The sequence below is a fragment of the Kitasatospora sp. cg17-2 genome (genome assembly GCF_054031055.1).
Map to the genome: position 1 here is coordinate 7,739,695 of NZ_CM132923.1, position 23,498 is coordinate 7,763,192.

A 23,498-nucleotide genomic window follows, 5' to 3' on the forward strand; every position below is an offset into this window, starting at 1 on the left:
CGACCGTTGGCCGTTGGCCCGGGGGCTGTTCAGCGGTCGCCCGCCGGGGCGAAGGGCCCGTCCAGGGCCGCCCACTGCAGCAGCAGGACGGTCTTCCCGTCGGTGATGCGTCCGTCGCGGGTCATGGCGAGGGCCTGGGTGAAGGGCAGTTCGAGGACTTCGATGTCCTCGCCGTCCTCCTCCAGTCCGCCGCCGGGGCCGGTCCGGTCGGCCGGTGTGTAGGGGGCGGCGAAGAAGTGGAGGCGTTCGGTGACGGAGCCGGGGCTCATGTAGGCGTCGAGGACGTGGGTCAGCGGCCCGAGGGTGACGCCGAGCTCCTCGGCGCTCTCGCGTCGGACGGCGGCGGGCGGGTCGTCCGCGTCGAGCAGGCCGGCGGCGGCTTCGACGAGCATGCCGTCGGGGTGGTCGTTGACGTAGGCCGGGTAGCGGAACTGGCGGGTGAGCAGGACGCAGCCGCGTCCGGTGTCGTAGGGCAGGACGACGGCGCCGTTGCCCCGGTCGTAGGTCTCGCGCTGCTGGGTCTCCCAGCGTCCGTCGCGGCGGCGGTAGTCGAAGGTGGTGCGCCGCAGGACGTGCCAGCCCTCGGAGGTGAGCTCGACGTCGCGGACCCGGACGTCGGGGTTGCGGTCAAGGCCGCGTCCGGCCCGGTCGAGGCCGGTGCGGCCGCGGTGGTCGGGGACGTCGAGGCCGGGGCGGCCGGTCACCTGGTCTCCTGCGGGGTGCGGCGGGGGATCTCGGCCACGTCGTGGTAGACGGGCAGGCCGAGGCGGCGGGCGGTGGCGACGTCCTGGTCGGCTCCGGCGGAGTCGCCGGGCAGGCGCAGCACGGCGTCGCAGTGTGCGAGCAGGCGGTCGGCGGTCGGGTGGAGGACCTGGTCGGCGAGGGGGTCGGTGGGGCCCGCGCCAGCCGAGCGCAGGACGGGCAGGGCGATCCACTCGCCGATCACGGGCAGGTGGCCGGTGGCGAAGACGGGCCAGGCGGCGGCTTCGAGGCGGGCGAGGTTGGCGGCCATGGCCTGCGGGTCGCCGTCGGTGCCGGAGCGGTAGGGACCGGCGATCAGGACGAGCATGGGCTTGTCGGTCATGGAGCGGTACGATACATGCAGAAACGTGCAAGAACAGGAGAGAATACGGATGCTGGCCGCTGAACGGCGTGAACACCTGTTGGGTCTACTGGCCCGCGAGGGCAAGATCGTCGCCAAGGACGTCGCCGCCGAGCTGGGAATCTCCGAGGACAGCGTGCGCCGCGACCTGCGCGACCTCGCCGCCGACGGACTGTGCCAGCGGGTCTACGGCGGCGCGCTTCCCGTCTCGCCGGCAGTGGTGGACTACGCCGCCCGGCAGAGCGTGGCCCAGGACGGCAAGCGGAAGGTCGCCGCGGTGGCCGCCGCTCTGGTGCCGCCGGGCGGCACACTGATCCTCGACGGCGGCACCACCGCCCTCGCGGTCGCCCGAGCACTCCCGCAGGACCTGGCCTGCACCGTGATCACCCACAGCCCGACGATCGTCGCGGCCCTGCTGGACCATCCGCAGGCGGAGCTCTTCCTGCTCGGCGGCCGGATCTTCAAGCACTCGGCGGTCGCCTGCGGCGCCGCCGCGGTCGAGGCCGCGCAGCAGGTCTCCGCCGACCTCTGCCTGCTCGGCGTCACCGGCGTCCACCCCGAGGCGGGCCTGACCACCGCCGACGCCGAGGAGGCCGCGATGAAGCGCGCCCTGGCCGCCCGGGCGGCGGACACCTACATCCTCGCCTCCTCCGAGAAGATCGGCACCGCCTCGCGGTTCCGCGTCCTGCCCTGGGAGAAGGTCGGCGGACTGATCACCGACGCCGACCCTCACGACGCCGTCGTCGAGCGGATCAGGGCGCTCGGCGTGGAAGTCCTGCGGGCCGACTGACAGTTGAGGGTCGACACGCGACCACGAACCTGCCGGTCCCGGCCGGCTGGTCCTTGAGCCCCTGCAGGGCGCCCCGGAGCAGGTGCTGCGTGCGTGGAGTGCGGGCCGGGGAGAGGCGTGGCCCGGGCCTGCACCCGGGCCACGGCCTCGGCAGCGGCGAACTGGGGCGACCCCCGGAGGAGCGGGAAGGTCGCGTCGAGGCGCGGACTTTCGTCCTCACGGAGCCGCACCGGCCACTACGGAGCCTATGGACAGCTCCACGCCCGACCCTCGCTGGCCTCGCTCGCCGGGGCGCCGACGGACGCCCCGGCGAGCGAGGTGGAGGCCCCCGTCCCGAGCCTGCGCGCGGTACCGCTTCGGCGCGGACACCCCGTGGTTCCGCCGAGTGGTCCGGGACCTGGGCGTGCTGGGGGTATCCCCGGACCTCCGCAGCTTGGCCGTCCTGGCAGCAACGACGACCGACTGACGGGGTTTCGGAGTAGTGGGAAGTCGGCCCACCCGACTTCCCACTCCGGTGCGGTGGCCTAGCGACGCCACCGCACCGGTCGGGCGGACACGCTGCCCACCGGGTCCGAGTCCTCCGACGCGTGGTCCGAGGAGTCCGAGCGATCCGGCGGGGTGAGGTGGGCCAGTGGTGGACGGTTACCCGAGCCGGTGGCGGAGCCAGGCGAGTCCGTGGGTGCTGAGCGCGACCCACCGGGGGCCGGGGGTCTCGGCGGCGCGCAGGGTCCACAGGCCGGTGAGGATCGCGCCGAAGGCTGTGACGGACCGATCGGGCGCGGCACGCCACAGGGACACGCTGTCGGCCCATCGCTCCGCCTGCTCGGGAGTGTGTCCGGCCTCGATCAGCCGGACGATCATGTATGCGGTGTCGGCCCATGCTGCGCCGGGAGCGGGGAAAGCCCAGTCGACGACGCGCACCGCTGCGCCGTTCACCAAAAGGTTCGGGCCGGTCAAGTCGGTGTGGACCAAGGTCTTGCCGTCGATCAGATCGGGCGCATCGTGTTCGGCCAGGACCAGCGTGTCCAGTCGCGTCACGGTCCACGGGTCGAGCCGGTCCCGGTAGCGGCTGCCGAGGTTGTGCCAGAAGTCCTGTCCCGACCACCGATCCGCCAGGCTGAAGGCACGCAGTGGCGGCGCCGGGGTGAGTGTCCCGGCGAGCGTCTCCAGTGTCGAGGCGACCAATGGCAGGTCGGCGGACCCCGGAGACAGGTCCGCGTGCCTGCCGGGAACGTGCTCGAACCCCAGGGCCAGCCACCCGTCGGCCTCGACCTTCCAGAGCATGCGGGGAGCGATGTCCGGCGGGAGTACGGCGTTCACGACGGACTCCAGGCGGTGCATCCATGCCCCCGGGTTGTCCTCGCGCACGGCCTTGCAGAACACCGGCCCGCCGGTCGTCTCCAGCGTGGCGGCGAAGTCGGAGACCGTTCCCGCAGTCGGGGGGAGAGCGGCGGTCACCGCGCCGGTCCGGGCCTCGATGCTGATGCGCACGCCACGCGGTAGTTGATTCCAAGTGTCTGTCATCGGGGTGCCTCGGGTCGGGCCCGCCCGGCCCCGGATCGTGGGGCCGGGCGGGCGATCTGATCGGTTCCTAGCTGCTGTGGCAACCACGGTGGCACTGCGCGCAGTTGCCGCTGCCGCTGGTGTCGCTTCCGTCTCCTCCGCTGCCTTCGGAGCAGTCGGCGGACATGCTCCACAGTTCGGAGTCCACGGCGTACCCGCTCGCTTCGATGACGGCTACCGTGGCGGCGATGCCGATGCCCTTGGTGGACTCGTCCGGGCCGCCGGTCGGCACGTGGTGGAGGAACTGGCCGGACACCGAGTGGCAGAACTCGGCGTATTCGGTGGTGTGGAGGATGAACGTGTGCCATCCGATGTCCACCAGGCTCGACGGGGCGAGGCCGGCGCCCGGGTTGACCGCGCACGCTCCGAGGAAGGCGAGAGCCTGGTCCACGATGCGCGCGGCGAGCACGAGATCCATCTCCTCCTCACTGGCGATTCGGGTGGTCATCCGGTCGAACAGGGCCGGGTCGATGAGGGACCGGCCTGTGATCTTCTCCGTGCTGGTCGACAGCATGTGTGCTCCCCTGTCTCCGAGGTACGGCTCTCGGCCAGGACGGTATGCGTGCGGGAGTCACCGAAGGGCCTGTGATTCTCGAATATTCCAGGGCTTGCGGGCCGTATCGGCGAGGATTCCTCAGACGGCTCCCAGCGCCCTGCGGCACCGCGCGAGAACCCTGTGAGCATCCGAGCCGAAGACGGCCGCCTCGGTCATCGTTTCCCAGACGCGTGTGTACAGGCCCACGTTCTCCGCCTGCTCCAGCCACAGTTCGGCGTGCCAGTCCTCGACGATGACAAGCCGTTCGTCGTAGATCCAGAAGCCGTTGGAGGGAGGCAGCCTGAGCTGGGCCTCGAACGGCACGATGCCCAGGGTGACGGTGTCGAGGCCGATCACGCCGCTGAGCCGGTCGAGCTGGGCGGCCATGACGGCCGGTGGGCAGAGCCGGGCGCGCAGAGCGGCTTCCCACATGACGATGCGGTACTGCTTGCCCGATCGGTAGAGGCTCTCCTGTCGTCGGACTCGGGCCCGCACAGCCTCCTCGACATCACGCGGCGACTGATGGAGGTCGACGTAGGAGTTGAAGATGTGCCGGGCGTAGTCGGCCGTCTGGAGCATGCCGACGATCATCGAGCCTTCCCAGGCACGCATGACCGTCGACCGCTCGTACTCGACGGTCAGCGCGTCCTGCACCGGTCGGTGGCCGGCGGCGAGTTGCCGTCGCCACGACCGGGACTGCGTTTCGAACGCCTTCAACCTGGCGACCAATTCGGACGCCGCGCCAGGTCGGCCGACACCCGCTGCCCACGCCTTGAGGTCGTCGTGGGTGGCTGTCTGTCGGCCGGTCTCCAGCTTGCTGACTTTGGACTGCGCCCACCCGAGGCGCTCTGCCAGTTGCCGACCGGTAAGCGCCCTCGGTGCGCAGCTCGCGGAGCCGCAGACCGAGGGCGATTCGTGCCTGTTGGAAGTCGGTACTCACACGTCGGACGGTACCTCGGCGAGGAACGCCCGGTACGTGGTGGCGAAGTGCCAGGCAGCGTCGCGCACCTGGCAGGCACGAGCCACTTGGACCGGGTCGGTGATCAACTCCACGCCGGTCAGGTCGTCGTCGGAGTCGAAGTGCAGCAGGGCGATCACGCGGGAGTCGAACAGCCAGGCGTCTTCGTCGGGAAGACCCATGCGAGCGGCGTCGGCGCGCCAGAGGTAGCGGATGTCCTCGCCCACCGCACAGTTCCGCTCGGCGTTGTCGAGCAGGTACCGCTGCCCCGGAGTGGGCGGGTTGTCCATGATCCTCACTCGCTCGAACCGCTTGCCACGAGCCACCTGTTCGCGGCGCGAGAGGCACCACGGGTCCTCCAGGTCCCAGCCGGGCGCCTTCCCGGCGGCGAACCGGCGGTAGGTCTCGGTCTGTTCGTCGGACCGGTACCTGCGGCGGGTCTCCAGCCGGAAGGCCGTGTGCTCGAAGTTCTCGAACATGCCGTCGAACTCTTCGAAGCTGATCAGCGTCGGCTCCCGGTCCACGTCTCGTGGGGCGAAGTCGGCGAGCAGTACGCGGGGCACGACCACGAAACCTTCGCCGGGCTTGATCTTTCGGAGCTGAGCGACCTCGTCGGGATCGGTGACGGCGTCGCCCTGTACCAGTACCTCCCCGGTCTCGATGTCCTCGTAGAGCGTCGGGCATCCGTTGTTCCCCGAATTGCTTCCGATGTACCGCAGGCGTCGGCTCACAGCTGCTCCCATCACGATCGGTCGGTTGGGCGGATTCAGGATGGCGTGGGGTCGGATAGGTGTGGGCGTTGATTCGCGAATATTCTCCCGACCCCGATCGAGGGGAACTTCGACTGCACCGGTCGAGGTGGAGCGGAGTGGTGCGCGCCCGGCGTGCGGGGGCGGGGGAGAGGTGCGGCACGGGGCTTCGCACCGGTGTGCGCCGGTTGGTGGTGCTGCTTCGTGGTGGTGTTGATGTTCTTTGGTGTCAAGGGAGTTGGGCGTCAGTGGAGAAATGGGAGGTGGTGAGTCCCTCGGGTCGGGTGGGCTCCGGTGGTCGGGAAGGCGTTCGAAGTGCGGGGGTGGAGGGGCCTTCTCGGGCCTACGCTGACGATGCATCCGACGCGCACGGTGCGTGCCCGTTCAGATGCGGACAGTGCGACATGAGTGTGACCGGAGACCAGGGGAGGCCGGGATGGCCGAGGTTCGGGGTGGCGGCGAGAGCGGCGACGCGAGGCCGGAGTTGGACGAGGACCTGTCGGAGGTCTCGGACTTCCTGCACGCGATCGGCCAGCAGATCAAGCTGCTGCGTGAGCAGGCGGGCCTGACGCAGAAGCAGTTCGCCAAGGAGGTCGGCTACACCGAGAGCCTGATCGGCTCGGTGGAGCAGGGGAAGCGGACGCCGCAGCGGGAGCTGCTGGAGGCGTCGGAGCGGCTGTTGGACGGCAGGGGGCTGCTGATCGCTGCCGCGGACGACATCGAGAAGGCGAAGGCGAAGGCTCGGGTGCGGCATCCGGAGTGGTTTCGGAACTACGCCACCCTTGAAGCATCAGCTCTCGAACACCACGACTGGAGTGCCTACTTGGCACCTGGGCTTCTCCAGACGGAGGAGTACGCCCGTGCTGTCTTCCGGATGCGACAGCCCCTGCTGACGGAGGAGAAGGTCGAGATCCGGGTGGCAGCTCGGATGGCGCGGCAAGAGGTCCTTGCCCGGTGGCCCCGCGCGGTCTTCAGTTGGGTGATCGACGAGAGCGTGCTGAACCGGCGGCTCGGCGGCCCGGAGGTGCACAGGAGGCAGCTCGAACGGTTCCTGGAGATCGGGGAAACCCGGGGCATGACGCTTCAGGTCATGCCGATGGACCGGGCCGAGAACGCCGGAATGGACGGTTCGTTCATCCTCATCACGCCCAAGGGACGGCCGCAGACCGGCTATATGGAGGTCCAGAGGAACGGTAGGCTCATTACCGATGCGGAGGAGGTCCGGCTCCTCAATGTGCGGTACGGCACCCTCAGAGCGCAGGCGCATTCTCCGCAGGAGTCCCTGTCCTTGATCGAAAAGATGCTGGGAGAGCGATGAGCAGCGATCTGGTGTGGTTCAAGAGCAGCTACAGCGGCGGCGAGGGCGGCGCTTGCGTCGAGATCGCCGAGGCGGCGGAATCGGTCCTGGTGCGTGATTCGAAGGACAAGTCGGGTCCGCAGTTGGCCTTTTCCTCCGAGGCGTGGCACTCGTTCGTCGAGTTCGCGCAGTCGGTTCGATGACCGGCAATCCACTGTGGTTCAAGAGCAGCCACAGCGGCAACGAAGGTGGCGACTGCGTCGAGGTGTGGTTCAAGAGCAGCCACAGCAGCAACGAGGGCGGCGACTGCGTCGAGGTCGCCGAGACCACGGACGCGGTCCTGGTGCGTGACTCCAAGGACAAGTCCGGCCCCCGGCTCGCCTTCTCCTCGACCGCCTGGCGCTCCTTCGTCGAGTTCGCACAGTCGGTCTGACGTGACAGTGCGGCCGTCCGCCGATCGGCGGACGGCCGCACCTCTGCCTGACTACCGCCCCGCGACCGCGTGGACGAAGCGGCCCGCGTCGATGGTGCCGAGGCCGCTGGCGAGGTCGTAGCCCTTGGCGGCCTGGTAGCCGGTGACGGTGTCCCAGCTGTTGTCGCCGGTGGTCACGTCACTGATGCCGCTCCACTGGTTCGGGAGCAGGTTCAGGCCGTAGAGGCGCCAGTTGAGCTGGCCGAGCCGGTGGCCGGCGAGCTGGTCGGCCAGGGCGACGACGCCGGAGAAGATCGGCGCGGCCTCGCTGGTGCCGCCGGTGAGGTGCCAGCCGGCGCGGGTCGGGTCGTAGGACTCGTAGGTCCACGCGCCGCCGTCGACGGCCGCGCTCATGCTGATGTCCGGGGTGCCGCGGTGGTTGCCGGCGACCTTGGCGACGCCGGTCTGGTACAGCGGCCGGTCGAACACGCCGGAGACGCCGCCGCCGCCCGCGCCGTAGGCGTCGTGCCAGACCTTGTCCGGAGCGGTGCGCTTGCCGCTGTCGTCCAGGGTCATCTGGGTGCCGCCGATGGAGGTGACCAGCGGGTCCGAGGACGGCCAGGAGTTGACCTTGTACGGGTACAGGTCCGAGCCGTTCTCCTTGGCGTCGGTGGCCCCGTTGTCGCCCGAGGAGGCGAGCACCGTGACGTCGTGCGCGGCGGCCTCCTTGAAGGCGTAGCGCAGGTCGGTGAGCGACTTGAAGTCGCCCTTGTCGAAGCCGGGGAAGGTGTTCTCGGTGGCGCCGAAGCTCTGCGAGATGACGTCCGCCCGGCCGGAGCGGATGAGCGCCTGCTCGGCGTCCATCATCTCGGGCAGGCCGGTCACGCCCTCGGTCTCGGCGACGCCGGTCTCGACCAGGATGATGTGGGCGTCGGGGGCCACGGCGTGCGCGTACTCGACGTCCAGGGTGGACTCGCCGGCCCAGCCGGTGTGGTCCGGGTTGGTCGGGTCGAAGGGCGGGACGTTGCCCCACTTGACGATCTCGACCTGGGTGTCCGGGATGCCCCACTGCTTGTCGAAGACCTCCAGGTCGTGCTGGATGGTCGGCGAGCCGAAGGAGTCGACGATGACGATGTTGCGGCCCTTGCCGGTGACGCCCTCCTTGTAGAGGGAGTTCAGGTTGTAGGCCTCGCGGTACTGGAGCGGGGAGTAGCAGTGGATGCCGAGCTGGCTGACGCAGTCCGAGGTGGACAGCGGCGCGGTCCGGCCGAGGGCGTTGACGTGGCCGGCCGAGGCGGGCCGGATGTGGACGCCGGCGGCGGTCGGCGCGCCCGCCGTGGTGGCGCCGGCGACGACGGAGCCGGTGGAGACGGTGCCGGCCGTGAGGGCGGTGGCCCCGACGGCGAGCAGAGCCAGGGCGCGGCGGAGGGTGCGGGGGCTGCCCATGGGACTCCTTGGGACGTGGGCCCGACCGGGGTCGGTCGGGTCGGTTGGGCCATCCCATCGACTGCCGCATGATCATGCCATAGTCATTTCATACTGTCGGCATGGTCGTCTTCGGCCACGGGAAAAGGTCAAGACCGTCCCAGGTGAAGGTAACCCAGCACCGGGGACGGTCTTCTGATGATCCGTCAGGCGGACTTCGCTGTCATCGCGCCCCGCCGTTGACGTACAGGGTCTGGCCGCTCACGTAGGAGGCCTCCTCGCTCGCCAGGAAGGCGACCACCGAGGCGATCTCCTCCGGCTGCCCGACCCGTCGCAGCGGCGTACGGGCGGACACCTCGGCCTGGTGGTCCTCGGCGGTGGCGCCGACCCGCTCGGCCGTCGCGGCGGTCATCGGGGTGGCGATGTAGCCGGGGGCGACGGCGTTCACATTGATGTTGAACGGGCCCAGCTCGATCGCCAGCGTCGCGGTCAGGCCCTGGATGCCGGCCTTGGCGGCGGCGTAGTTGGCCTGGCCCCGGTTGCCCAGCGCGGAGCGCGAGCTGAGCGAGACGATCTTGCCCCACTTCTGCGCGACCATGTACTTCTGCGCCACGTGGCTGCAGTTGTAGGCGCTGGTCAGGTTGACCGTCAGGACGGCGTCCCAGTCGGCCTTGGGCATCTTGAAGAACAGGTTGTCCCGGGTGATGCCCGCGTTGTTGATCAGGATGTGCAGACCGCCGAGGTCCTCGGCGATCCGGGCGAACACCGCCTCCACGGCGTCGTAGTCGGCCACGTCGCAGCCGTACGCCCGGGCCGTGCCGCCCTTGGCGGTGATCTCCTCGGCGGTGCCGGCCGCCCGTTCGGCCGAGAGGTCGACGACGGCCACCGTCGCGCCCTCCTCGGCCAGCAGGCGCGCCGTCGCGGCGCCGATCCCCTGCGCGCCGCCGGTGACGACGGCGACCTTGCCTGCGAAACGCGTCATGGTGCTGCTCCTCGGGAGCTCAAGAGTGGACAGGACAGAGGGAGTTCGGGCCGTCAGGCGGACTCGACCAGCACCGCGGTGCCCTGGCCGACGCCCACGCACATGGTGGCGAGGCCGCGGCGGCCGCCGGTACGGCGCATCCGGTGCAGCAGGGTGGTGAGGATCCGGGCGCCGGAGCCGCCGAGCGGGTGGCCGAGCGCGATCGCGCCGCCGGTCGGGTTGACCAGCTCGGGGTCGAGGCCCAGCTGGTCGACCGAGGCCAGCACCTGGGCCGCGAACGCCTCGTTCAGCTCGGCCTCCGCCACGTCCGCCAGCGTCCAGCCGGCCCGGGCGAGCACCTTGCGGGTGGCCGGCACCGGACCGATGCCCATCACGTCCGGGTGCACGCCCGCCGAGGCCCCGGCCACGTACCGGCCGAGCGGCTCCAGCCCGAACTCGCCGAGCGCCTCCTCGCTGACCAGGACGAGCCCGGCCGCGCCGTCGTTCATCGGCGAGGCGTTGCCCGCCGTCACCGTGCCCTCGGGGCGGAAGGCGGGCTTGAGCCGGGCGAGCTTCTCCAGGCTGGTGTCCTCGCGGATCGACTCGTCCTGGTCGACGGTCACCCCGTCGGCCCGCTCGACCGGGATCAGCTCGGCGTCGAAGTGGCCGTCCTTGCGCGCGGCGGCGGCCAGCCGGTGGCTGCGCAGCGCGAAGGCGTCCTGCCGCTCCCGGGTGATGCCGTACCGGCCGGCCACCTCCTCGGCGGTCTCGCCCATCGAGAGCACGCCGTGGAGTTCGGCCATCCGCGGGTTGGTGAGCCGCCAGCCGAGCCGGGTGTCGAAGGTCTCGATCCGGTGCGGCAGCGCCTCGTCGGGGCGGGGCAGGACGAAGGGGGCGCGGGTCATCGACTCGCAGCCGCCGGCCAGCACCACGTCCGCCTCGCCGGAGCCGATCGCCCGGGCGGCCATGGTGACCGCCTCCAGGCCGGAGGCGCAGAGCCGGTTGACGGTGGCGCCGGGCACGCTGTCGGGCAGTCCGGCGAGCAGGACGGCCATCCGGGCCGCGTTGCGGTTGTCCTCGCCGGCCTGATTGGCGGCGCCCCAGTAGACGTCGTCGATCCGGGCCGGGTCGAGGGTGGGCAGGTCGGTGAGCAGGGCGCGCAGCACGGTGGCCGAGAGGTCGTCCGGGCGGACCGCGGCGAACGCTCCGCGCAGCCGGCCGATGGGTGTGCGGCGGGCCGCGGCGAAGTAGACGGGACGCACGACGGCGGTTCTCCTTCTGGGAGGGTGGTGGTGGGGGAGGGGTGTCCCCGGGGTGTTTCAGAAGGCATGGGTGTCAGCAGACGTGGGTGTCAGAAGGCGTTGACGCCGGTGAGCGCGCGCCCGATGAGCAGTTGGTGGATCTGGCTGGTGCCCTCGTAGAGGGTCATCACCCGCGCGTCGCGCAGGTACTTGCCGACGGGGTACTCGTCGATGAAGCCGTAGCCGCCGAAGACCTGGAGCGCGTTGTTGGCGGCCCGCACCGCCGCCTCGCTGGCGAACAGCTTGGCGACGGAGGACTCGGTGGCGAACGGCAGGCCGCGGTCGATGTGGTCGGCGACCTTCCAGGTGAGCAGCCGGGCGGCCTCGACGTCCACGGCGATCCCGGCGAGCAGCTGCTGCACCAGCTGGTGCGAGGCGATCGGCACGCCGAACTGCTCGCGCTCGCCCGCGTACCGGACGGCGGCGTCGAGGCAGGCCCGGGCGATGCCGACGCAGCCGGCGGCGACGGACATCCGGCCCTTGGCGAGCGCGGCCATGGCGACGGTGAAGCCCTTGCCGACCTCGCCCAGTCGCGCGCTGTCGGGCACCCGGACGGCGTCGAAGGCGAGTTCGGCGGTGGCCTGGCCGCGCAGGCCGAGCTTGCCGCGGATCTCGGTGCGGGTGAAGCCGGGCAGGTCGGTGGGGACGAGGAAGGCGGTGATGCCGCGGTGGCCCGGCTCGCCGGTGCGGGCGAGGACGAGGGCGACGTCGGCCCAGGTGCCGTTGGTGATGAAGGTCTTGGTGCCGCTGAGCGACCACTGGCCGTCGCTCTCGCGGACGGCCCGGGTGGTGAGGTTGGCGGCGTCGGACCCGGTGCCGGGCTCGGTGAGGGCGAAGCAGCCGAGCACCTCGCCGGAGGTGAGCCGGGGCAGCCAGTGCCGCTTCTGCTCCTCGGTGCCGAAGGCGTTGACGGACTTGGCGACCAGGCCGAGCGAGACGGAGACGATGCCGCGCACGGCGGAGTCGCCCCGGCCGAGTTCCTCCAGGACGAGGCAGTAGGCGAGGTGGTCGCCGCCGCTGCCGCCGTACTCCTCGGGGAGGGTCAGCCCGAGGAAGCCGAGCTTGCCCAGCCGGCCGACGATCGCGCGGTCGACCGACTCGGCGCGGTCCCAGGCGGCGGCGTGCGGGGCGATCTCGCGGTCCGTGAAGGAGGCCGCGAGCTCGCGGACGGCGGCCTGTTCCTCGGAGAGCTCCAGATCCATGGCGAGCGACCAATCCGGTTAAACTAGCGCTGCAAGTTTTACCGGGACTGTAGCCCGGGCGGGGCCTCCTGGGAAGGGGGACCTGTCAGAATCGGGCCCGCCCCGCACCGGACCCACCCGACCGGACGTACCGGACACACCTGCTGGACCGGACGGACGACCGGACACGCCCACCCGACCGCGAACCCACCGGAGGAGCCGCGCCGATGCCCCGCCCGCGCACCCCCCTGCTCAACCGCGAGCGCATCGTCGTCGCCGCCCTGCGGCTGGTCGACGACGAGGGCCTGGCCGCGCTCTCCACCCGCCGCCTGGCCGGCGAGCTCTCGGTGAGCGGGCCGTCCCTCTACAACCACTTCGCCACCAAGGACGAACTGCTGGACGCGGTCGTGGACGGGGTGATCGGGGAGGTCGACCTGTCGATGTTCGGCACCGGCGCGCCCTGGCCGGAGGCACTGCGGGACTGGGCCCGCTCCTACCGGGCCGCGCTCGCCGCCCACCCCAACATCGTCCCGGTGCTGGCCCAGGGCCCCGGGCGCCGGCCGAACGCGCTGCGGCTGGCCGACGCCGTCTTCGGCTGCCTGGTCGAGGCGGGCTGGCCGCGCGGGCAGGCGACCAGGATCGGCGCGCTGATGCGCTACTTCGTCACCGGCTCCGCCCTGGCCTCCTTCGCGGCCGGCTTCCCGGAGGACGCCGGGCTCTACGACGCGGCCGACTACCCCCACCTCGGCGAGGCGCACCGGCTGGCCGAGCACCGGGCGGCCGTGGACGAGGGCGCCTTCGAGACCGGGTTGGAGGCGCTGCTCGACGGGCTGGTGCTGCGCTTCGAACGGCTGGGGCAGGCGGCTCAGCAGGTCCCGCCCACCGCTCACCAGGTCCCGCCCACCGCTCACCAGGTCCTGCCCACCGCTCACCAGGTCCCGCCCACCGCTCACCAGGGCTCGCCCACCCCTCACCAGGGCTCGCGCGCCACGAACGCCGGTCGCAGCTCGGGGTCCACCGGGTCGTAGTACCGGTGGTAGACGGGCGTCAGCCCGCCCGAGACCGGCGGCACGATCCAGCTCCAGTCCGCGGGAGTCGGCCGCCCGAGCCGCTTCTCCTGCGCGATGTGCTTGAGGAACCGCTCCGACTCGGTGTGGTGGTCGGCCATGGTCACCCCGGCCTCCTGGAAGGAGTGCAGCACCGCGACGTTCAGCTCCACCAGCGCGCGGTCCCGCCAGAGGGTGCGTTCGTGGGAGGTGTCCAGGCCGAGCCGTTCGGCGACGGTGGCCAGCATCGCGTAGCGGTCGGCGTCGGCCAGGTTGCGGGCGCCGATCTCGGTGCCCATGTACCAGCCGTTGAACGGCGCGGTCGGGTAGCGGACGCCGCCGATCTCCAGCGTCATGTCACTGATCGCCGGTACCGCGTACCAGCGCAGGCCGAGCTCGGCGAACCACGGGTGCTCGGGGTGCGAGAGCCGGACCTCCAGGGTGGTGTCCTCCGGCAGCTCGTACCATTCCGGCCGCTCGCCGGGCCGCTCCTGGACGAGCAGCGGCAGCACCTCGAAGGGCTCCTCGCCGCACTTCCAGCCGAGGTCGCGGGCCCGGGCGGCGAGCTGCGCCCCGGCCGGGTCGCCGGTCCAGCCGCCGTCCGGGGCGGGGTGCCCGGCGTAGCGGATCAGCTGCTGGTTGACGATCCGGGCGGCCGGACGGCCCGGCCGGTCGGGGGCGAACACCGAGACCACGGGGCGGATCCGCCCGCCGTTGGTGGCGGTGCGCAGGTGGTCGAAGCACTCGGCGGCGATGTCGTCGGCGGAGGAGAGGTGGCGCAGGTCGCGCACCACCAGGCTGCGCCAGTACAGCCGGCCGATGCAGCGGGCGGCGTTGCGCCAGGCGAGCCGGGCGCCGTGGGCGAGTTCGGCGGGGGTGTGCTCGTAGGTGCCGGTGCGGTCGATCTCGTCGAGCACGGCGCGGACCCGGGCGGCGCTGTCGCCGGCGCCGGGTTGCTCGCGGTGGAACTGCCGGACGAACTCGGCCGCCTGCCGGGGGTCGGTGAAGTGGTCCTCGTCGGCCGGTTCCGGGGCGGCGGTGCCCGGGGGATCCTCCGGTACCAGGTGGCCGTGGACATGGCCGTGCGAGTAGGGGCAGGCGCCGACGGGTGCGGCGGCGGCGCGGCGCGGACCGCGGTCGGTCCGGTCGCCGCGGTCACCGCGGTCGCCGCGAATGCTGCGGGTGCGTAGCCGGTCGAAGATCAAGGACATCCCTCCTGCGGGACAGGAAACCGGAGGTGCCCGGCCCGCCGCAGAGAGTGAACGATTCAGCCCCCGCTCCCGGCGTCCAAGCGCTAGGGTGCGGGGGCTGATCAGAGGGGACGGGCTCAGCCCATGTCCTCCAGCCGGACGCCCTTGGTCTCCTTCATGAACCTCGCCACGAAGACGATCGACAGCGCCGCGAACACCGCGTACGCGAGGTAGGTCGCGGAGAGGCTCCAGCGCGAGAGCGCCGGGAACGAGACGGTGATCGCCCAGTTGGCGATCCACTGCGCGGAGGCGGCCACCGAGAGCGCGGCGGCGCGGATCCGGTTGGGGAACATCTCGCCCAGCATCACCCAGACCACCACGCCCCAGGAGAGCGCGAAGAACAGCACGAAGGCGTTGGCGGCGACCAGCGCCACGGTGCCCTGGAGGTCGGGCAGGGTGACGTCGTCCCCGCTGCCGGTGGCGGAGGAGAACGCCCAGGCGCAGGCGCCCAGGGCGACGGCCATGCCGGCCGAGCCGATCAGGGCGAGCGGCTTGCGGCCGATCCGGTCGACCAGCAGGATCGCGATCACGGTGCCGAGGATGTTGATGACCGAGCCGATGAAGCTGATCAGCAGCGAGTTCGACTGGTCGATGCCGACGGACTGCCAGAGGATCGACGAGTAGTAGAAGATCACGTTGATGCCGACGAGCTGTTGGAAGACCGACAGGCCGATGCCGACCCAGACGATCGGCAGCAGGCCGAACCGGCCGCCGAGCAGGTCGCGGAAGCGCGGGCGGTGGTCGGAGTCGATCAGGCCGCGGATCTCGGCGATCCGGGCCTCGGTGTCGGAGTCCTGTCCCTCGATGTCGGCGAGCACGGCGCGGGCCTCGTCGAGGCGGTCGGCGGCGATCAGGAAGCGCGGCGACTCGGGGATGGTCGAGGCCAGCGCGAAGTAGACGGCGGCCGGCATGACGCAGATGCCGAGCATCCACTGCCAGGCCTCCAGGCCGAGCAGCTGACCGCGGGTGTCGCCCCCGGCGGCGTCCGCGAGCACCCAGTTGACCAGCTGCGAGATCGCGATGCCGAGCACGATCGCGGCCTGCTGGAAGGAGGCGAGCCGGCCCCGGTACTTGGTCGGCGCCACCTCGGCGATGTAGGTCGGGGCGATCACCGAGGCGATGCCGATGGCCGCTCCGCCGAGGACCCGCCAGAAGGCGAGGTCCCAGGCGGAGAACGGCAGCATCGAGCCGATCGCGCTGACCGCGAAGAGCAGCGCCCCGGCCTTCATCACGGTGATCCGGCCGTAGCGGTCGGCGAACCGGCCGGCCAGGGCGGCGCCGACGGCCGAGCCCAGCAGCGCGGAGGAGACGATCAGGCCGGTCACGCCGTCGCCGACGCCGAACTTCTCCTGGATGCCGGAGACCGCGCCGTTGATCACGGAGCTGTCGTAGCCGAACAGGAAGCCGCCGAGGGCCGCGGCGGCGGTGATGAAGACGACGAAGCCGAGCCGGCCGGACGGTGCCGGCCCGGTCTCCGCCCCCGAGGGCCCCGAGGGCTCCACGGACTGCTGGGTGACGCTCACGATCTTGACTCCTGGTACTCAACGCTGAGCTTGGTAGCCGAGATCGTAACCCCTCAATGTTCAAGTGTTGTACGTGGGATGCCGCTCAACTGCCTCCGCTGATTAGTAAGGTGAACAATCAAATGCACCCCGCATCGGGTCCGCTCAGGCCGGGTGGGCCAGCGACAGCCCGAACCGGCCCTGGTCGTCCGTCCACCAGGCCGAGAGCCGCAGTCCGGCCGCCGCCAGCTCCTCGGCCACCCGCTCCCGGCGGAACTTCGCCGACACCTCGGTGCGCAGCTCCTCGCCCTGCGCGAAGGTCACCGGCAGGTCCAGGGCCGGGATCTTCACGGTCTGCTCGACCAGCGAGCGCAGCCGCATCTCGATCCACTCCCGCTCCGGGTCCCAGAGCGCCACGTGCTCGAACGAGTCCGGCTCGAAGTCGGCGGACAGCTCGCGGTTCAGCACGTTGAGCACGTTCCGGTTGAACTCCGCGGTCACCCCGGCCGCGTCGTCGTAGGCCGCGACCAGCACCTTCGGGTCCTTGACCAGGTCGGTGCCGAGCAGCAGGAAGTCGCCGGGGTCGAGCGCCTCCCGCAGCCCGCGCAGGAACGCGGCCCGCTCGGGCGGCAGCAGGTTGCCGAGGGTGCCGCCGAGGAAGGCGACCAGGCGCGGGCCGCCGGCCGGCGGAAGGTCGAGCCGGGCGGTGAAGTCGGCCAGTACGCCGTGCACCGCGAGGCCCGGGTACTCGTCGGCGAGGGCCTCCCCGGCAGCGGTCAGCGCGCTCTCGCTGACGTCCACCGGCACGTACGTCCCCAGCATGCCCAGGTCGCGCAGCGCGTCCAGGAGCAGCCGGGTCTTCTCGGAGGAGCCGGAGCCGAGCTCGACCAGGGTGCGGGCCCGGGTGGCGGCGGCGATCTCGCCGGCGCGGGCGGTGAGGATGGCCCGCTCGGCCCGGGTCGGGTAGTACTCGGGCAGCCGGGTGATCTCCTCGAACAGCTCGCTGCCCCGCGCGTCGTAGAACCACTTGGGCGGCAGCGTCTTGGGCTCGGCGGTCAGGCCGGACTGGACGTCGTGCCGCAGCGCCGTGCTGAAGTGGTCGGCGGGCAGCAGTCGGGTGAGATCAAAGGTGCTCATGACAGGCGGATCCTCTGTTCAGGAAGTGAAGATATTGGCGGCCGGGAGTGCGGCGCTCCGCGTGCGGAGGACGCTCCCGGCGCTCAGAGCGGCTTGACGGTCACGCCGTCCGGCCCGGCCAGCAGCAGCGACCGGTCCGGCACGGTGGTCCAGTCGGGGTGGTCGTCGGACGGCTCCGAGGCCACCAGCACCCCGAGCCCCGGCAGGGTCCGGTGGTGCAGGGTGTCGCCCCAGGCGGTGGCGGCGATCTCCCGGCCGTCGGTGAGCAGCAGGTTCATCCGGCCGGTGGTGTGCGCGGCCGCGTCGGCGACGGTGCCGGCCAGCGCGTCGCCGAGTGCGGCGCCCGCGCGCAGCCGGTGCAGGGCGAGCGCCCACAGCAGGGCCGAGTCGGTGCGGGCCACCAGGCCGAGCAGTTCGGCGGGCGGCAGCAGCGCGGCCAGCGCGCCGGTGCGCTCCGGCCAGCCGGCCAGTGCCCCGTTGTGGCTGAACAGCCAGCGTCCGGCGGCGAACGGCGCGGCCGCCTCCTCGCCGGCCGCGCAGCCCTCGGTGGCCGAGCGGACCGCCGCCAGCAGCGCCCGGGTGCGCAGGACCCGGGCGAGGTCGCCGAAGGAGGTGTCCGCCCAGATCGGCCCGGCCCGCCGGTAGCGGGCGGGCACCTCGTCGCCGTCCGCGTACCAGCCGAGGCCGAAGCCGTCCACGTTGACGGTGCCGTACTGCTGGAGGCGCGGCGCCCAGGACTGCCGGTGGAGGCCGAACGGCGGTTCCACCAGCAGCGCCCGGGGCGACACCGGCTCGCCGACGTAGGCGAGGTGGCGGCACATCAGCCGGCCTCCCGAACGGGGCCCGAGCCGGGGCCGTCGGACCCGCCCGGGACGTCGGCGGCGGTGCGGAACCCGGCGAAGATCTGCCGCCGGACCGGGTAGTCCCAGTTGCGGAAGGTGCCCCGGCAGGCGACCGGTGCCACCGCGAAGCAGCCGCCGCGCAGCACCTTGTACTCGGGCCCGAAGAACACCTCCGAGTACTCCCGGTACGGCCAGGCCCGGAAGCCGGGGTACGGCCGGAAGTCGCTGGCCGTCCACTCCCACACGTCGCCCATCAACTGCCGTACCCCGTAGGAGGAGCGGCCCTCCGGGTAGCTGCCGGCCGGGGCCGGGCGCAGGTGCCGCTGGCCCAGGTTGGCGTGCTCGGGGCCGGGGGCGCCGTCGCCCCACGGGAAGCGGCGCGAGCGGCCGGTGGCCGGGTCGTGCCGGGCGGCCTTCTCCCACTCCGCCTCGGTCGGCAGCCGGCGTCCGGCCCACCGGGCGTAGGCGTCCGCCTCGTACCAGCTGACGTGCAGCACCGGCTCGTCGAGCGGGACGGGCTCCAGGACGCCGAACCGGCGGCGCAGCCACTGGCCGTCCTCGCGGCGCCAGAACAGCGGGGCGGTCAGATCGGCGCTCCGCCGGTGCGCCCAGCCCTCCGCGGTCCACCAGTTCGGCTCGTCGTAGCCGCCGTCCTCGACGAACCGCAGGTAGGCACCGTTGGTGACCGGGGTGGTGTCCAGCCGGTAGGCGGGCAGGTCGACGCGGTGGGCCGGGCGTTCGTTGTCCAGCGCCCAGGGCTCGGTGTCGGTGCCCATGGTGAACGGGCCGGCCGGGATCAGCACCTCGGCGGGCAGCGCGGCGGCGTCGGCGGGTGCGGGCGGCGGTGCCGGGGCGGCCAGCGCGGGTTCGCCCCTGCGCAGCTGATGGGTGATCAGCATCGTTTCGTCGTGCTGCTGTTCGTGCTGGGCGATCATGCCGAAGGCGAACCCGGCGTCGAGCAGCGGCGCCCCCTCCAGCGGGCTGGCGGCGAGCAGGTCGAGCACCCGGCCGCGCACCTCGCCGGCGTAGGCGCGGGCCTCCCCGGGCGGCAGCAGCGGCAGGGTGGGGCGTTCGGAGCGGGGGTGCTCGAAGGCGTCGTAGAGCGGGTCGATCTCGGGGTGCATCGGGTCGCGGCCGCCGATGTTGCGCAGCAGCCAGAGCTCCTCCTGGTTGCCGATGTGGGCGAGGTCCCAGACCAGCGGCGACATCAGCGGGGAGTGCTGGGCGGTGAGGTCGTGGTCCTCGACGCAGTCGGTGAGCGCGGCGGTGCGGGCGCGGGCGGCCAGCAGCTCGGCGGCGATGGTCTCCCGCAGCGCCTCGGGCGACAGGGTCTCCAGGGAGGGGGTCTCCAGGGAGGGGGTCTCCGGCGGGCGGGTCTCCCGGGTGCTGCGGTCGGCGCGGGTGTCGTCGATCATGGCGTGGCCTCCTCCGGGGGAGTGCGTCGGGTGCCGGAGCGCAGGGCGTCCAGCTGGTCGTCGGCCGGGCAGCGGCCGCGCGCGGGGTAGCGCTCGGCGAACGCGGCGACGGTGGCGCGCAGCGGCTCGGCGCCGGGCAGGCGGCCCAGCGCGGCGTCGGCGGCGGCGAAGCAGGTGAGGGCGGCGCGGCGCAGCTCGGGGTCGGCCGTCGCCAGGGCGGCCGCCCGGCGCCAGGCGTCGCTGCGCGGCGCGCGCGGACCGGAGGTGCCCGGGGGCGGTTCCAGCGGCTCCAGGGCGGCGAGCGCGGTGTCCGCGGCGACCGGGTCGTCCAGCAGCGCGGTGACCAGGGCGGCGGGGACGATCCAGCCGTCCCCGGGCTGGGCGTCGATCATCCGCAGCTCCAGGTGGCCGCGCGGGCGGACCGGCGGGAACAGCGTGGTGCGGTGGTAGTCGAGGTCGGCCAGGGTGGGCGGCCGTTCGCCGCGGCCGCGCAGCCAGTCGAGGAAGGTCAGTCCGCTGGGCGCGGTCCACGGCAGGCCGTCGCGGCGGCGCACGCAGAGCACCTGGGCGTCCAGCACGTACCTGGTCCAGGCCTCGCGCGGGTCGCCGTGGTCGGGTGCGGGCGCCAGGGTGCGGGAGGGGTCCATCCGGGACCAGACGGTCTGCCGGGTGGACCGGTGCCCGGTGGGGCGGCCGTCCAGCACCGGCGAGTTGGCGAAGGCGGCGACCAGGACCGGGCCGAGCCGGTGGGCGAGGCGCCAGCGGCGCTCCAGCGCCTGCGGGCCGCTCTCCGTCCCGGCGTCCAGGCAGACCTGGAGCGAGGCGGTGCCGGTCATCATGATCCGGCCCCAGGGCCCGGCCGAGGCGAAGTGGTGCTCCATCGCGACGTAGCGCGGGTGGTCCAGCACCATTCGGCGGGGGCGGGCCAGCGGGTCGGTGCCGGTGCCGGTGAGGCGCAGGCCCTGGGCGGCGAAGGCGTTCCGCAGGGCGGCGAGGTCGCGCCGGGTGTCGGCGACGCAGCCGGTGAGGCTGTCGGCGGGCGGGGAGCTGAGCTCTACCTGACCGCCGGGTTCGAGGGTGAGGACGGCGCCGGAGGGGAGGGTGTTCCCGTCGGGGCCGCCCAGTGGCAGTGCGTCCAGTGCGGCGTGCAGTCGTTCCGGGGGGACCGGTTCGTCGGGACATCGGTCGTCGTGGACGAACCACTCCAGCTCGACGCCGACCAGCCGGGGAGGGCCGATCTTGAAGCAGACGCCGGTCATGTGGTTGCGCGCGGCGGATTCGGTCAGCGGGGTCACCGTAGCGGCGGGAGGTCCCGCGGTCTGCCGGTCGGTCGGACCGGACGGTCGGAGGGGTATCACCGGACTCACCATCCTCGGGGCACGGGTGCGGCCCGGACTACCCTGCCCAGTCTGCTACGGACCATGCCCGGGCGCCGCGCAAACATCTGGTGAAGGAGTGTCCTCGCAGGTCAGGGCCGGTGCGAACGGGTGAATCGGGCCTTTTCGAGGCCCGCGCCCCAGCTCGAGCCGCCGGCCGGACGGGCGTCGAGGTGGGCCGCCAGGCCGCGCCGCCCGCGCCGCATCATCACCGCGTGGTTGGCCCGGAACAGCGGCCGCGCGGGCAGTGCCAGCAGGCGCAGCAGCGGCTTGGCCGGGCGGGTGTCCTCCTCGAACAGGACCAGGCTGCCGCCCGCGCCGTCCGCCGTGACCGTCCAGCGGGACCAGCCGGTGAGGTCGCCGTCCATGGCCGCCTCCAGGACCCCGGCGGCGCGGTCCTGGCGCACGGCCGTCAGCCCGATCACCAGCCGGTAGGGGAGCAGGGCCCGGACCAGGACCTCGCCCCGGTCCGGCCCGGTCTCCCGGACGGAGAGGATCTCCGGCCACCAGCGCGGGTAGCCGGGGACGTCGGCGAGCGCCGCGAAGACCGCCGACGGCGGGGCGGCCAGCCGCCAGACGCCGCGGAACCGGTAGTGGTTGGGGTCCACGGGGGCACTCTAGACCCGGTCCGGGCCGCCCCGGCAGGGGGTGGTCGGGCGCTCCGGCCGCCCGGCGCGGCTACGCTCCGGGCTCGGCCAGCGCGAAGGCGGTGTTCACCAGCGCCACGTGACTGAACGCCTGCGGGGTGTTGCCGAGTTGGCGCCGGGCCCGCGGGTCCCACTGCTCCGAGAGCAGGCCCAGGTCGTTGGCCAGGCCGACCACCCGGGCGAACAGTTCGCGGGCCTCGCCCCGCCGCCCGGTCGCGGCGAGCGCGTCGGCGAGCCAGAACGAGCAGGCGAGGAACGCGCCCTCGCCGCCGGGCAGTCCGTCGGTGCCGGGCGCCGGACGGTAGCGGCGGACCAGTCCGCCGTGGTCGAGGCCGTCCCGCACGGCGTCGACGGTGCGCACCACCCGCGGGTCGTCGGGCGGCAGGAAGCCGCTCTTGACCACGAACAGGGTGGCCGCGTCCAGCCCGTGCCCGCCGTAGTGCTGGACGAAGACGCCCCGGCGCCGGTCGTAGCCGTGGGCGCACACGTCGGCGTGCACGGCGTCCCGCATGGCCCGCCAGCGGTCGAGCGGCGCGGGCAGTCCGGTGGCCTCGGCGAGCCGCACCGCCCGGTCGGCGGCGACCCAGCACATCACCTTGGAGTGGACGAAGTGCCGCCGCCGGCCGCGCACCTCCCACAGGCCCTCGTCGGGTTCGCGCCAGTGCTGTTCGAGGTGGTCCATCAGCGCGCGCAGCAGGGTCCAGACGTGCCGCTCCATCGGGATGCCGGCCAGCAGCGCCAGGTGCAGGGTGTCGACGACCTCGCCGTGGACGTCGAGCTGGAGCTGGCCGACGGCGGCGTTGCCGAACCGGACCGGGCGCGAGCCGAGGTAGCCGGGCAGCCAGTCGGCCTCGGTCTCGGTGACGACGCGCTCGCCGGCCACCCCGTAGAGGGCCTGGAGGTCGCGGGGGTCGCCGGCGATGGCGCGCAGCAGCCACTGGCGCCAGGCGGCGGCCTCCTCGCGGAAGCCGCCGCGCAGCAGCGCGGAGAGCGTCATCGAGGAGTCGCGCAGCCAGCAGAACCGGTAGTCCCAGTTGCGCGGGCCGCCGATGTGCTCGGGCAGGGAGGCGGTGGGGGCGGCGACGATGCCGCCGGTGGGCGCGTAGGCGAGCGCCTTGAGGGTGATCAGCGAGCGGAGCACGGCGGCCCGCCACTCGCCGTCGTAGCGGCAGCCGGCCGCCCAGCGCCGCCAGGTGTCGACGGTGGTGGCCAGTTCGGCGTCGGGGTCGGTGCTCGGGGCGGCACGCAGGTGGGAGGGCTGCCAGGTGAGGACGAAGGGGACGCGCAGGCCCGGGGTGACGGTGACCTCGGAGACGGTGGTGCCGTCGGCGCCGTAGGTGTGCACCCCGGGCGGGACGCGCAGCCAGGCGGAGTCGGGGCCGGCGACGGCGACCCGGTGGTGCCCGGTGCGGCGCACCCAGGGGTCGATCCGCCCGTAGTTGAACCGCAGCCGCAGTTCGCCGCGGACCGGGACGGCGCCCTCCAGCCCCTCGACGATCCGGACCAGCCGGGGCGGGCGCCGTCCGTCCGCGCCGCGCTGCGGCATGAAGTCGGTGATCCGGACCCGGCCCTCGGGGGTGTGCCACTCGCTGTCGAGGACGAGGCTGTCCGGCCGGTAGCGGCGGGTGGCGCACTCGCGGGCGCCGGCGGGGGCGAGCCGCCAGGCGCCGTGCCGCCGGTCGCCGAGCAGGGCGGTGAAGCAGCTGGGGGAGTCGAAGCGGGGCAGGCAGAGCCAGTCGACGGCGCCGTCCCGGCCGACCAGGGCAGCGGTCTGCAGGTCGCCGATCAGGGCGTAGTCCTCGATGCGTCCGGCCATCGGGTCCATTCTCGGCGCTCCGGGCGGCACCCGCAGATCCGTCCGGGGGCCGCCGGCGGATCCGTCCGGGGGCCGGTGGCGGATCCGTCCCGGGCACCACCCGCGGATCCGGCCGAGGTGGTCAAAAGGGCCGCGTCACTCCGCTTGCACCCGTTCGACGTGCAAGGGAGGATCTTGTGTGCTTGTAGTCTCA

23 protein-coding genes and 3 pseudogenes are annotated in these 23,498 nt (G+C 72.7%); 7 read left to right on the forward strand and 19 right to left on the reverse strand.

Annotated features, from left to right (window positions below):
- Window positions 1-29: 29 nt before the first annotated feature.
- Both ACW14Y_RS32605 and ACW14Y_RS32610 read right to left on the reverse strand, forming a co-directional pair.
- A complete protein-coding gene (locus ACW14Y_RS32605) occupies window positions 30-704 on the reverse strand; it encodes an NUDIX domain-containing protein (RefSeq protein WP_380299340.1) in 675 nt (224 codons plus the stop codon).
- Window positions 701-1,084 (reverse strand): DUF4406 domain-containing protein, encoded by a 384-nt coding sequence (locus tag ACW14Y_RS32610; protein ID WP_380440947.1) that lies wholly within the window; start codon window positions 1,082-1,084, stop codon window positions 701-703. Before ACW14Y_RS32610 ends, ACW14Y_RS32605 begins: the two co-directional genes overlap by 4 nt.
- A gap of 49 nt (window positions 1,085-1,133) precedes the next feature.
- Here ACW14Y_RS32610 and ACW14Y_RS32615 point away from each other — a divergent pair, with 49 nt between their 5' ends.
- From ACW14Y_RS32615 to ACW14Y_RS32625, 3 genes and pseudogenes are all read left to right on the forward strand, one after another.
- The gene (locus ACW14Y_RS32615) at window positions 1,134-1,892 is read left to right on the forward strand and encodes a DeoR/GlpR family DNA-binding transcription regulator (protein ID WP_456984469.1); all 759 of its coding nucleotides are present in this window, start codon (window positions 1,134-1,136) and stop codon (window positions 1,890-1,892) included.
- A gap of 117 nt (window positions 1,893-2,009) precedes the next feature.
- Window positions 2,010-2,213 (forward strand): annotated as a pseudogene (locus ACW14Y_RS32620) (hypothetical protein); the annotation flags it as partial.
- Window positions 2,140-2,358, forward strand: coding sequence for a DUF6183 family protein (locus ACW14Y_RS32625; RefSeq protein WP_402721755.1), 219 nt, complete (start codon window positions 2,140-2,142; stop codon window positions 2,356-2,358). The pseudogene ACW14Y_RS32620 and the gene ACW14Y_RS32625, both read left to right, overlap by 74 nt.
- Window positions 2,359-2,534: 176 nt before the next feature.
- On the opposite strand, the gene ACW14Y_RS32630 is transcribed toward ACW14Y_RS32625, so the two are convergent.
- The 5 genes and pseudogenes from ACW14Y_RS32630 to ACW14Y_RS32650 all read right to left on the reverse strand — a co-directional run bounded on the left by ACW14Y_RS32630 (window position 2,535) and on the right by ACW14Y_RS32650 (window position 5,679).
- Window positions 2,535-3,212: a phosphotransferase gene (locus ACW14Y_RS32630; protein WP_456984471.1), complete on the reverse strand. Its 678-nt coding sequence runs from the start codon at window positions 3,210-3,212 to the stop codon at window positions 2,535-2,537.
- 271 nt (window positions 3,213-3,483) lie between these two features.
- Window positions 3,484-3,969, reverse strand: a complete 486-nt coding sequence (locus ACW14Y_RS32635; protein ID WP_402721753.1) for a glycine-rich domain-containing protein — start codon at window positions 3,967-3,969, stop codon at window positions 3,484-3,486.
- A gap of 120 nt (window positions 3,970-4,089) precedes the next feature.
- Window positions 4,090-4,707, reverse strand: a complete 618-nt coding sequence (locus ACW14Y_RS32640; protein WP_456984474.1) for a DUF5753 domain-containing protein — start codon at window positions 4,705-4,707, stop codon at window positions 4,090-4,092.
- A 78-nt stretch (window positions 4,708-4,785) separates the two neighbouring features.
- Window positions 4,786-4,845 (reverse strand): annotated as a pseudogene (locus ACW14Y_RS32645) (hypothetical protein); the annotation flags it as partial.
- A gap of 81 nt (window positions 4,846-4,926) precedes the next feature.
- A complete protein-coding gene (locus tag ACW14Y_RS32650) occupies window positions 4,927-5,679 on the reverse strand; it encodes a DUF6879 family protein (protein ID WP_402721751.1) in 753 nt (250 codons plus the stop codon).
- 454 nt (window positions 5,680-6,133) lie between these two features.
- Between ACW14Y_RS32650 and ACW14Y_RS32655 the strand changes: the two genes are divergently transcribed.
- From ACW14Y_RS32655 to ACW14Y_RS32665, 3 genes are read left to right on the forward strand one after another with little or no spacing between them, the layout of a single operon-like run.
- Window positions 6,134-7,015 carry a helix-turn-helix domain-containing protein gene (locus ACW14Y_RS32655; protein ID WP_456984475.1) on the forward strand — a complete coding sequence of 294 codons (882 nt, stop codon included), beginning with the start codon at window positions 6,134-6,136 and terminating at the stop codon, window positions 7,013-7,015.
- Window positions 7,012-7,197, forward strand: a complete 186-nt coding sequence (locus ACW14Y_RS32660) for a DUF397 domain-containing protein (RefSeq protein ID WP_266273419.1) — start codon at window positions 7,012-7,014, stop codon at window positions 7,195-7,197. Before ACW14Y_RS32655 ends, ACW14Y_RS32660 begins: the two co-directional genes overlap by 4 nt.
- Window positions 7,194-7,427 carry a DUF397 domain-containing protein gene (locus ACW14Y_RS32665; RefSeq protein WP_456984476.1) on the forward strand — a complete coding sequence of 78 codons (234 nt, stop codon included), beginning with the start codon at window positions 7,194-7,196 and terminating at the stop codon, window positions 7,425-7,427. Before ACW14Y_RS32660 ends, ACW14Y_RS32665 begins: the two co-directional genes overlap by 4 nt.
- Before the next feature lie 51 nt (window positions 7,428-7,478).
- Here the strand turns inward: ACW14Y_RS32665 and ACW14Y_RS32670 are convergent, their stop codons facing one another.
- The 4 genes from ACW14Y_RS32670 to ACW14Y_RS32685 form a co-directional block, all read right to left on the reverse strand.
- Window positions 7,479-8,852 carry a S53 family peptidase gene (locus ACW14Y_RS32670; protein WP_456984477.1) on the reverse strand — a complete coding sequence of 458 codons (1,374 nt, stop codon included), beginning with the start codon at window positions 8,850-8,852 and terminating at the stop codon, window positions 7,479-7,481.
- A 202-nt stretch (window positions 8,853-9,054) separates the two neighbouring features.
- The gene (locus ACW14Y_RS32675) at window positions 9,055-9,813 is read right to left on the reverse strand and encodes a beta-ketoacyl-ACP reductase (protein WP_266273416.1); all 759 of its coding nucleotides are present in this window, start codon (window positions 9,811-9,813) and stop codon (window positions 9,055-9,057) included.
- Between the two features lie 53 nt (window positions 9,814-9,866).
- The gene (locus tag ACW14Y_RS32680) at window positions 9,867-11,054 is read right to left on the reverse strand and encodes a thiolase family protein (RefSeq protein ID WP_380299350.1); all 1,188 of its coding nucleotides are present in this window, start codon (window positions 11,052-11,054) and stop codon (window positions 9,867-9,869) included.
- A gap of 89 nt (window positions 11,055-11,143) precedes the next feature.
- A complete protein-coding gene (locus ACW14Y_RS32685) occupies window positions 11,144-12,295 on the reverse strand; it encodes an acyl-CoA dehydrogenase family protein (protein WP_456984479.1) in 1,152 nt (383 codons plus the stop codon).
- 206 nt (window positions 12,296-12,501) lie between these two features.
- On the opposite strand from ACW14Y_RS32685, the pseudogene ACW14Y_RS32690 reads away from it, so the two are divergent.
- A pseudogene (locus ACW14Y_RS32690) lies at window positions 12,502-13,128 on the forward strand (TetR/AcrR family transcriptional regulator); the annotation flags it as partial.
- A 116-nt stretch (window positions 13,129-13,244) separates the two neighbouring features.
- Here the strand turns inward: ACW14Y_RS32690 and ACW14Y_RS32695 are convergent.
- The 8 genes from ACW14Y_RS32695 to ACW14Y_RS32730 form a co-directional block, all read right to left on the reverse strand.
- Complete coding sequence (locus ACW14Y_RS32695; protein ID WP_380439903.1) at window positions 13,245-14,531, reverse strand: nitric oxide synthase oxygenase; 1,287 nt, start codon at window positions 14,529-14,531, stop codon at window positions 13,245-13,247.
- 116 nt (window positions 14,532-14,647) lie between these two features.
- Window positions 14,648-16,093, reverse strand: a complete 1,446-nt coding sequence (locus ACW14Y_RS32700) for a sugar porter family MFS transporter (RefSeq protein WP_456984480.1) — start codon at window positions 16,091-16,093, stop codon at window positions 14,648-14,650.
- A gap of 144 nt (window positions 16,094-16,237) precedes the next feature.
- Window positions 16,238-17,209: an L-histidine N(alpha)-methyltransferase gene (egtD, locus tag ACW14Y_RS32705; RefSeq protein WP_456984481.1), complete on the reverse strand. Its 972-nt coding sequence runs from the start codon at window positions 17,207-17,209 to the stop codon at window positions 16,238-16,240.
- An 83-nt stretch (window positions 17,210-17,292) separates the two neighbouring features.
- Entirely contained in the window at window positions 17,293-18,030 is a 738-nt protein-coding gene (gene egtC / locus ACW14Y_RS32710; protein ID WP_030392116.1) for an ergothioneine biosynthesis protein EgtC, read from the reverse strand.
- Window positions 18,030-19,466 (reverse strand): ergothioneine biosynthesis protein EgtB, encoded by a 1,437-nt coding sequence (gene egtB, locus ACW14Y_RS32715; protein ID WP_456984482.1) that lies wholly within the window; start codon window positions 19,464-19,466, stop codon window positions 18,030-18,032. Before egtB ends, egtC begins: the two co-directional genes overlap by 1 nt.
- Window positions 19,463-20,761, reverse strand: coding sequence for an ergothioneine biosynthesis glutamate--cysteine ligase EgtA (gene egtA, locus ACW14Y_RS32720; RefSeq protein WP_380299357.1), 1,299 nt, complete (start codon window positions 20,759-20,761; stop codon window positions 19,463-19,465). Before egtA ends, egtB begins: the two co-directional genes overlap by 4 nt.
- A 173-nt stretch (window positions 20,762-20,934) precedes the next feature.
- Window positions 20,935-21,450 carry an SRPBCC family protein gene (locus tag ACW14Y_RS32725; protein WP_456984484.1) on the reverse strand — a complete coding sequence of 172 codons (516 nt, stop codon included), beginning with the start codon at window positions 21,448-21,450 and terminating at the stop codon, window positions 20,935-20,937.
- Window positions 21,451-21,520: 70 nt separating this feature from the next.
- The gene (locus ACW14Y_RS32730; protein WP_456984486.1) at window positions 21,521-23,305 is read right to left on the reverse strand and encodes a glycoside hydrolase family 15 protein; all 1,785 of its coding nucleotides are present in this window, start codon (window positions 23,303-23,305) and stop codon (window positions 21,521-21,523) included.
- Window positions 23,306-23,498: the final 193 nt, after the last annotated feature.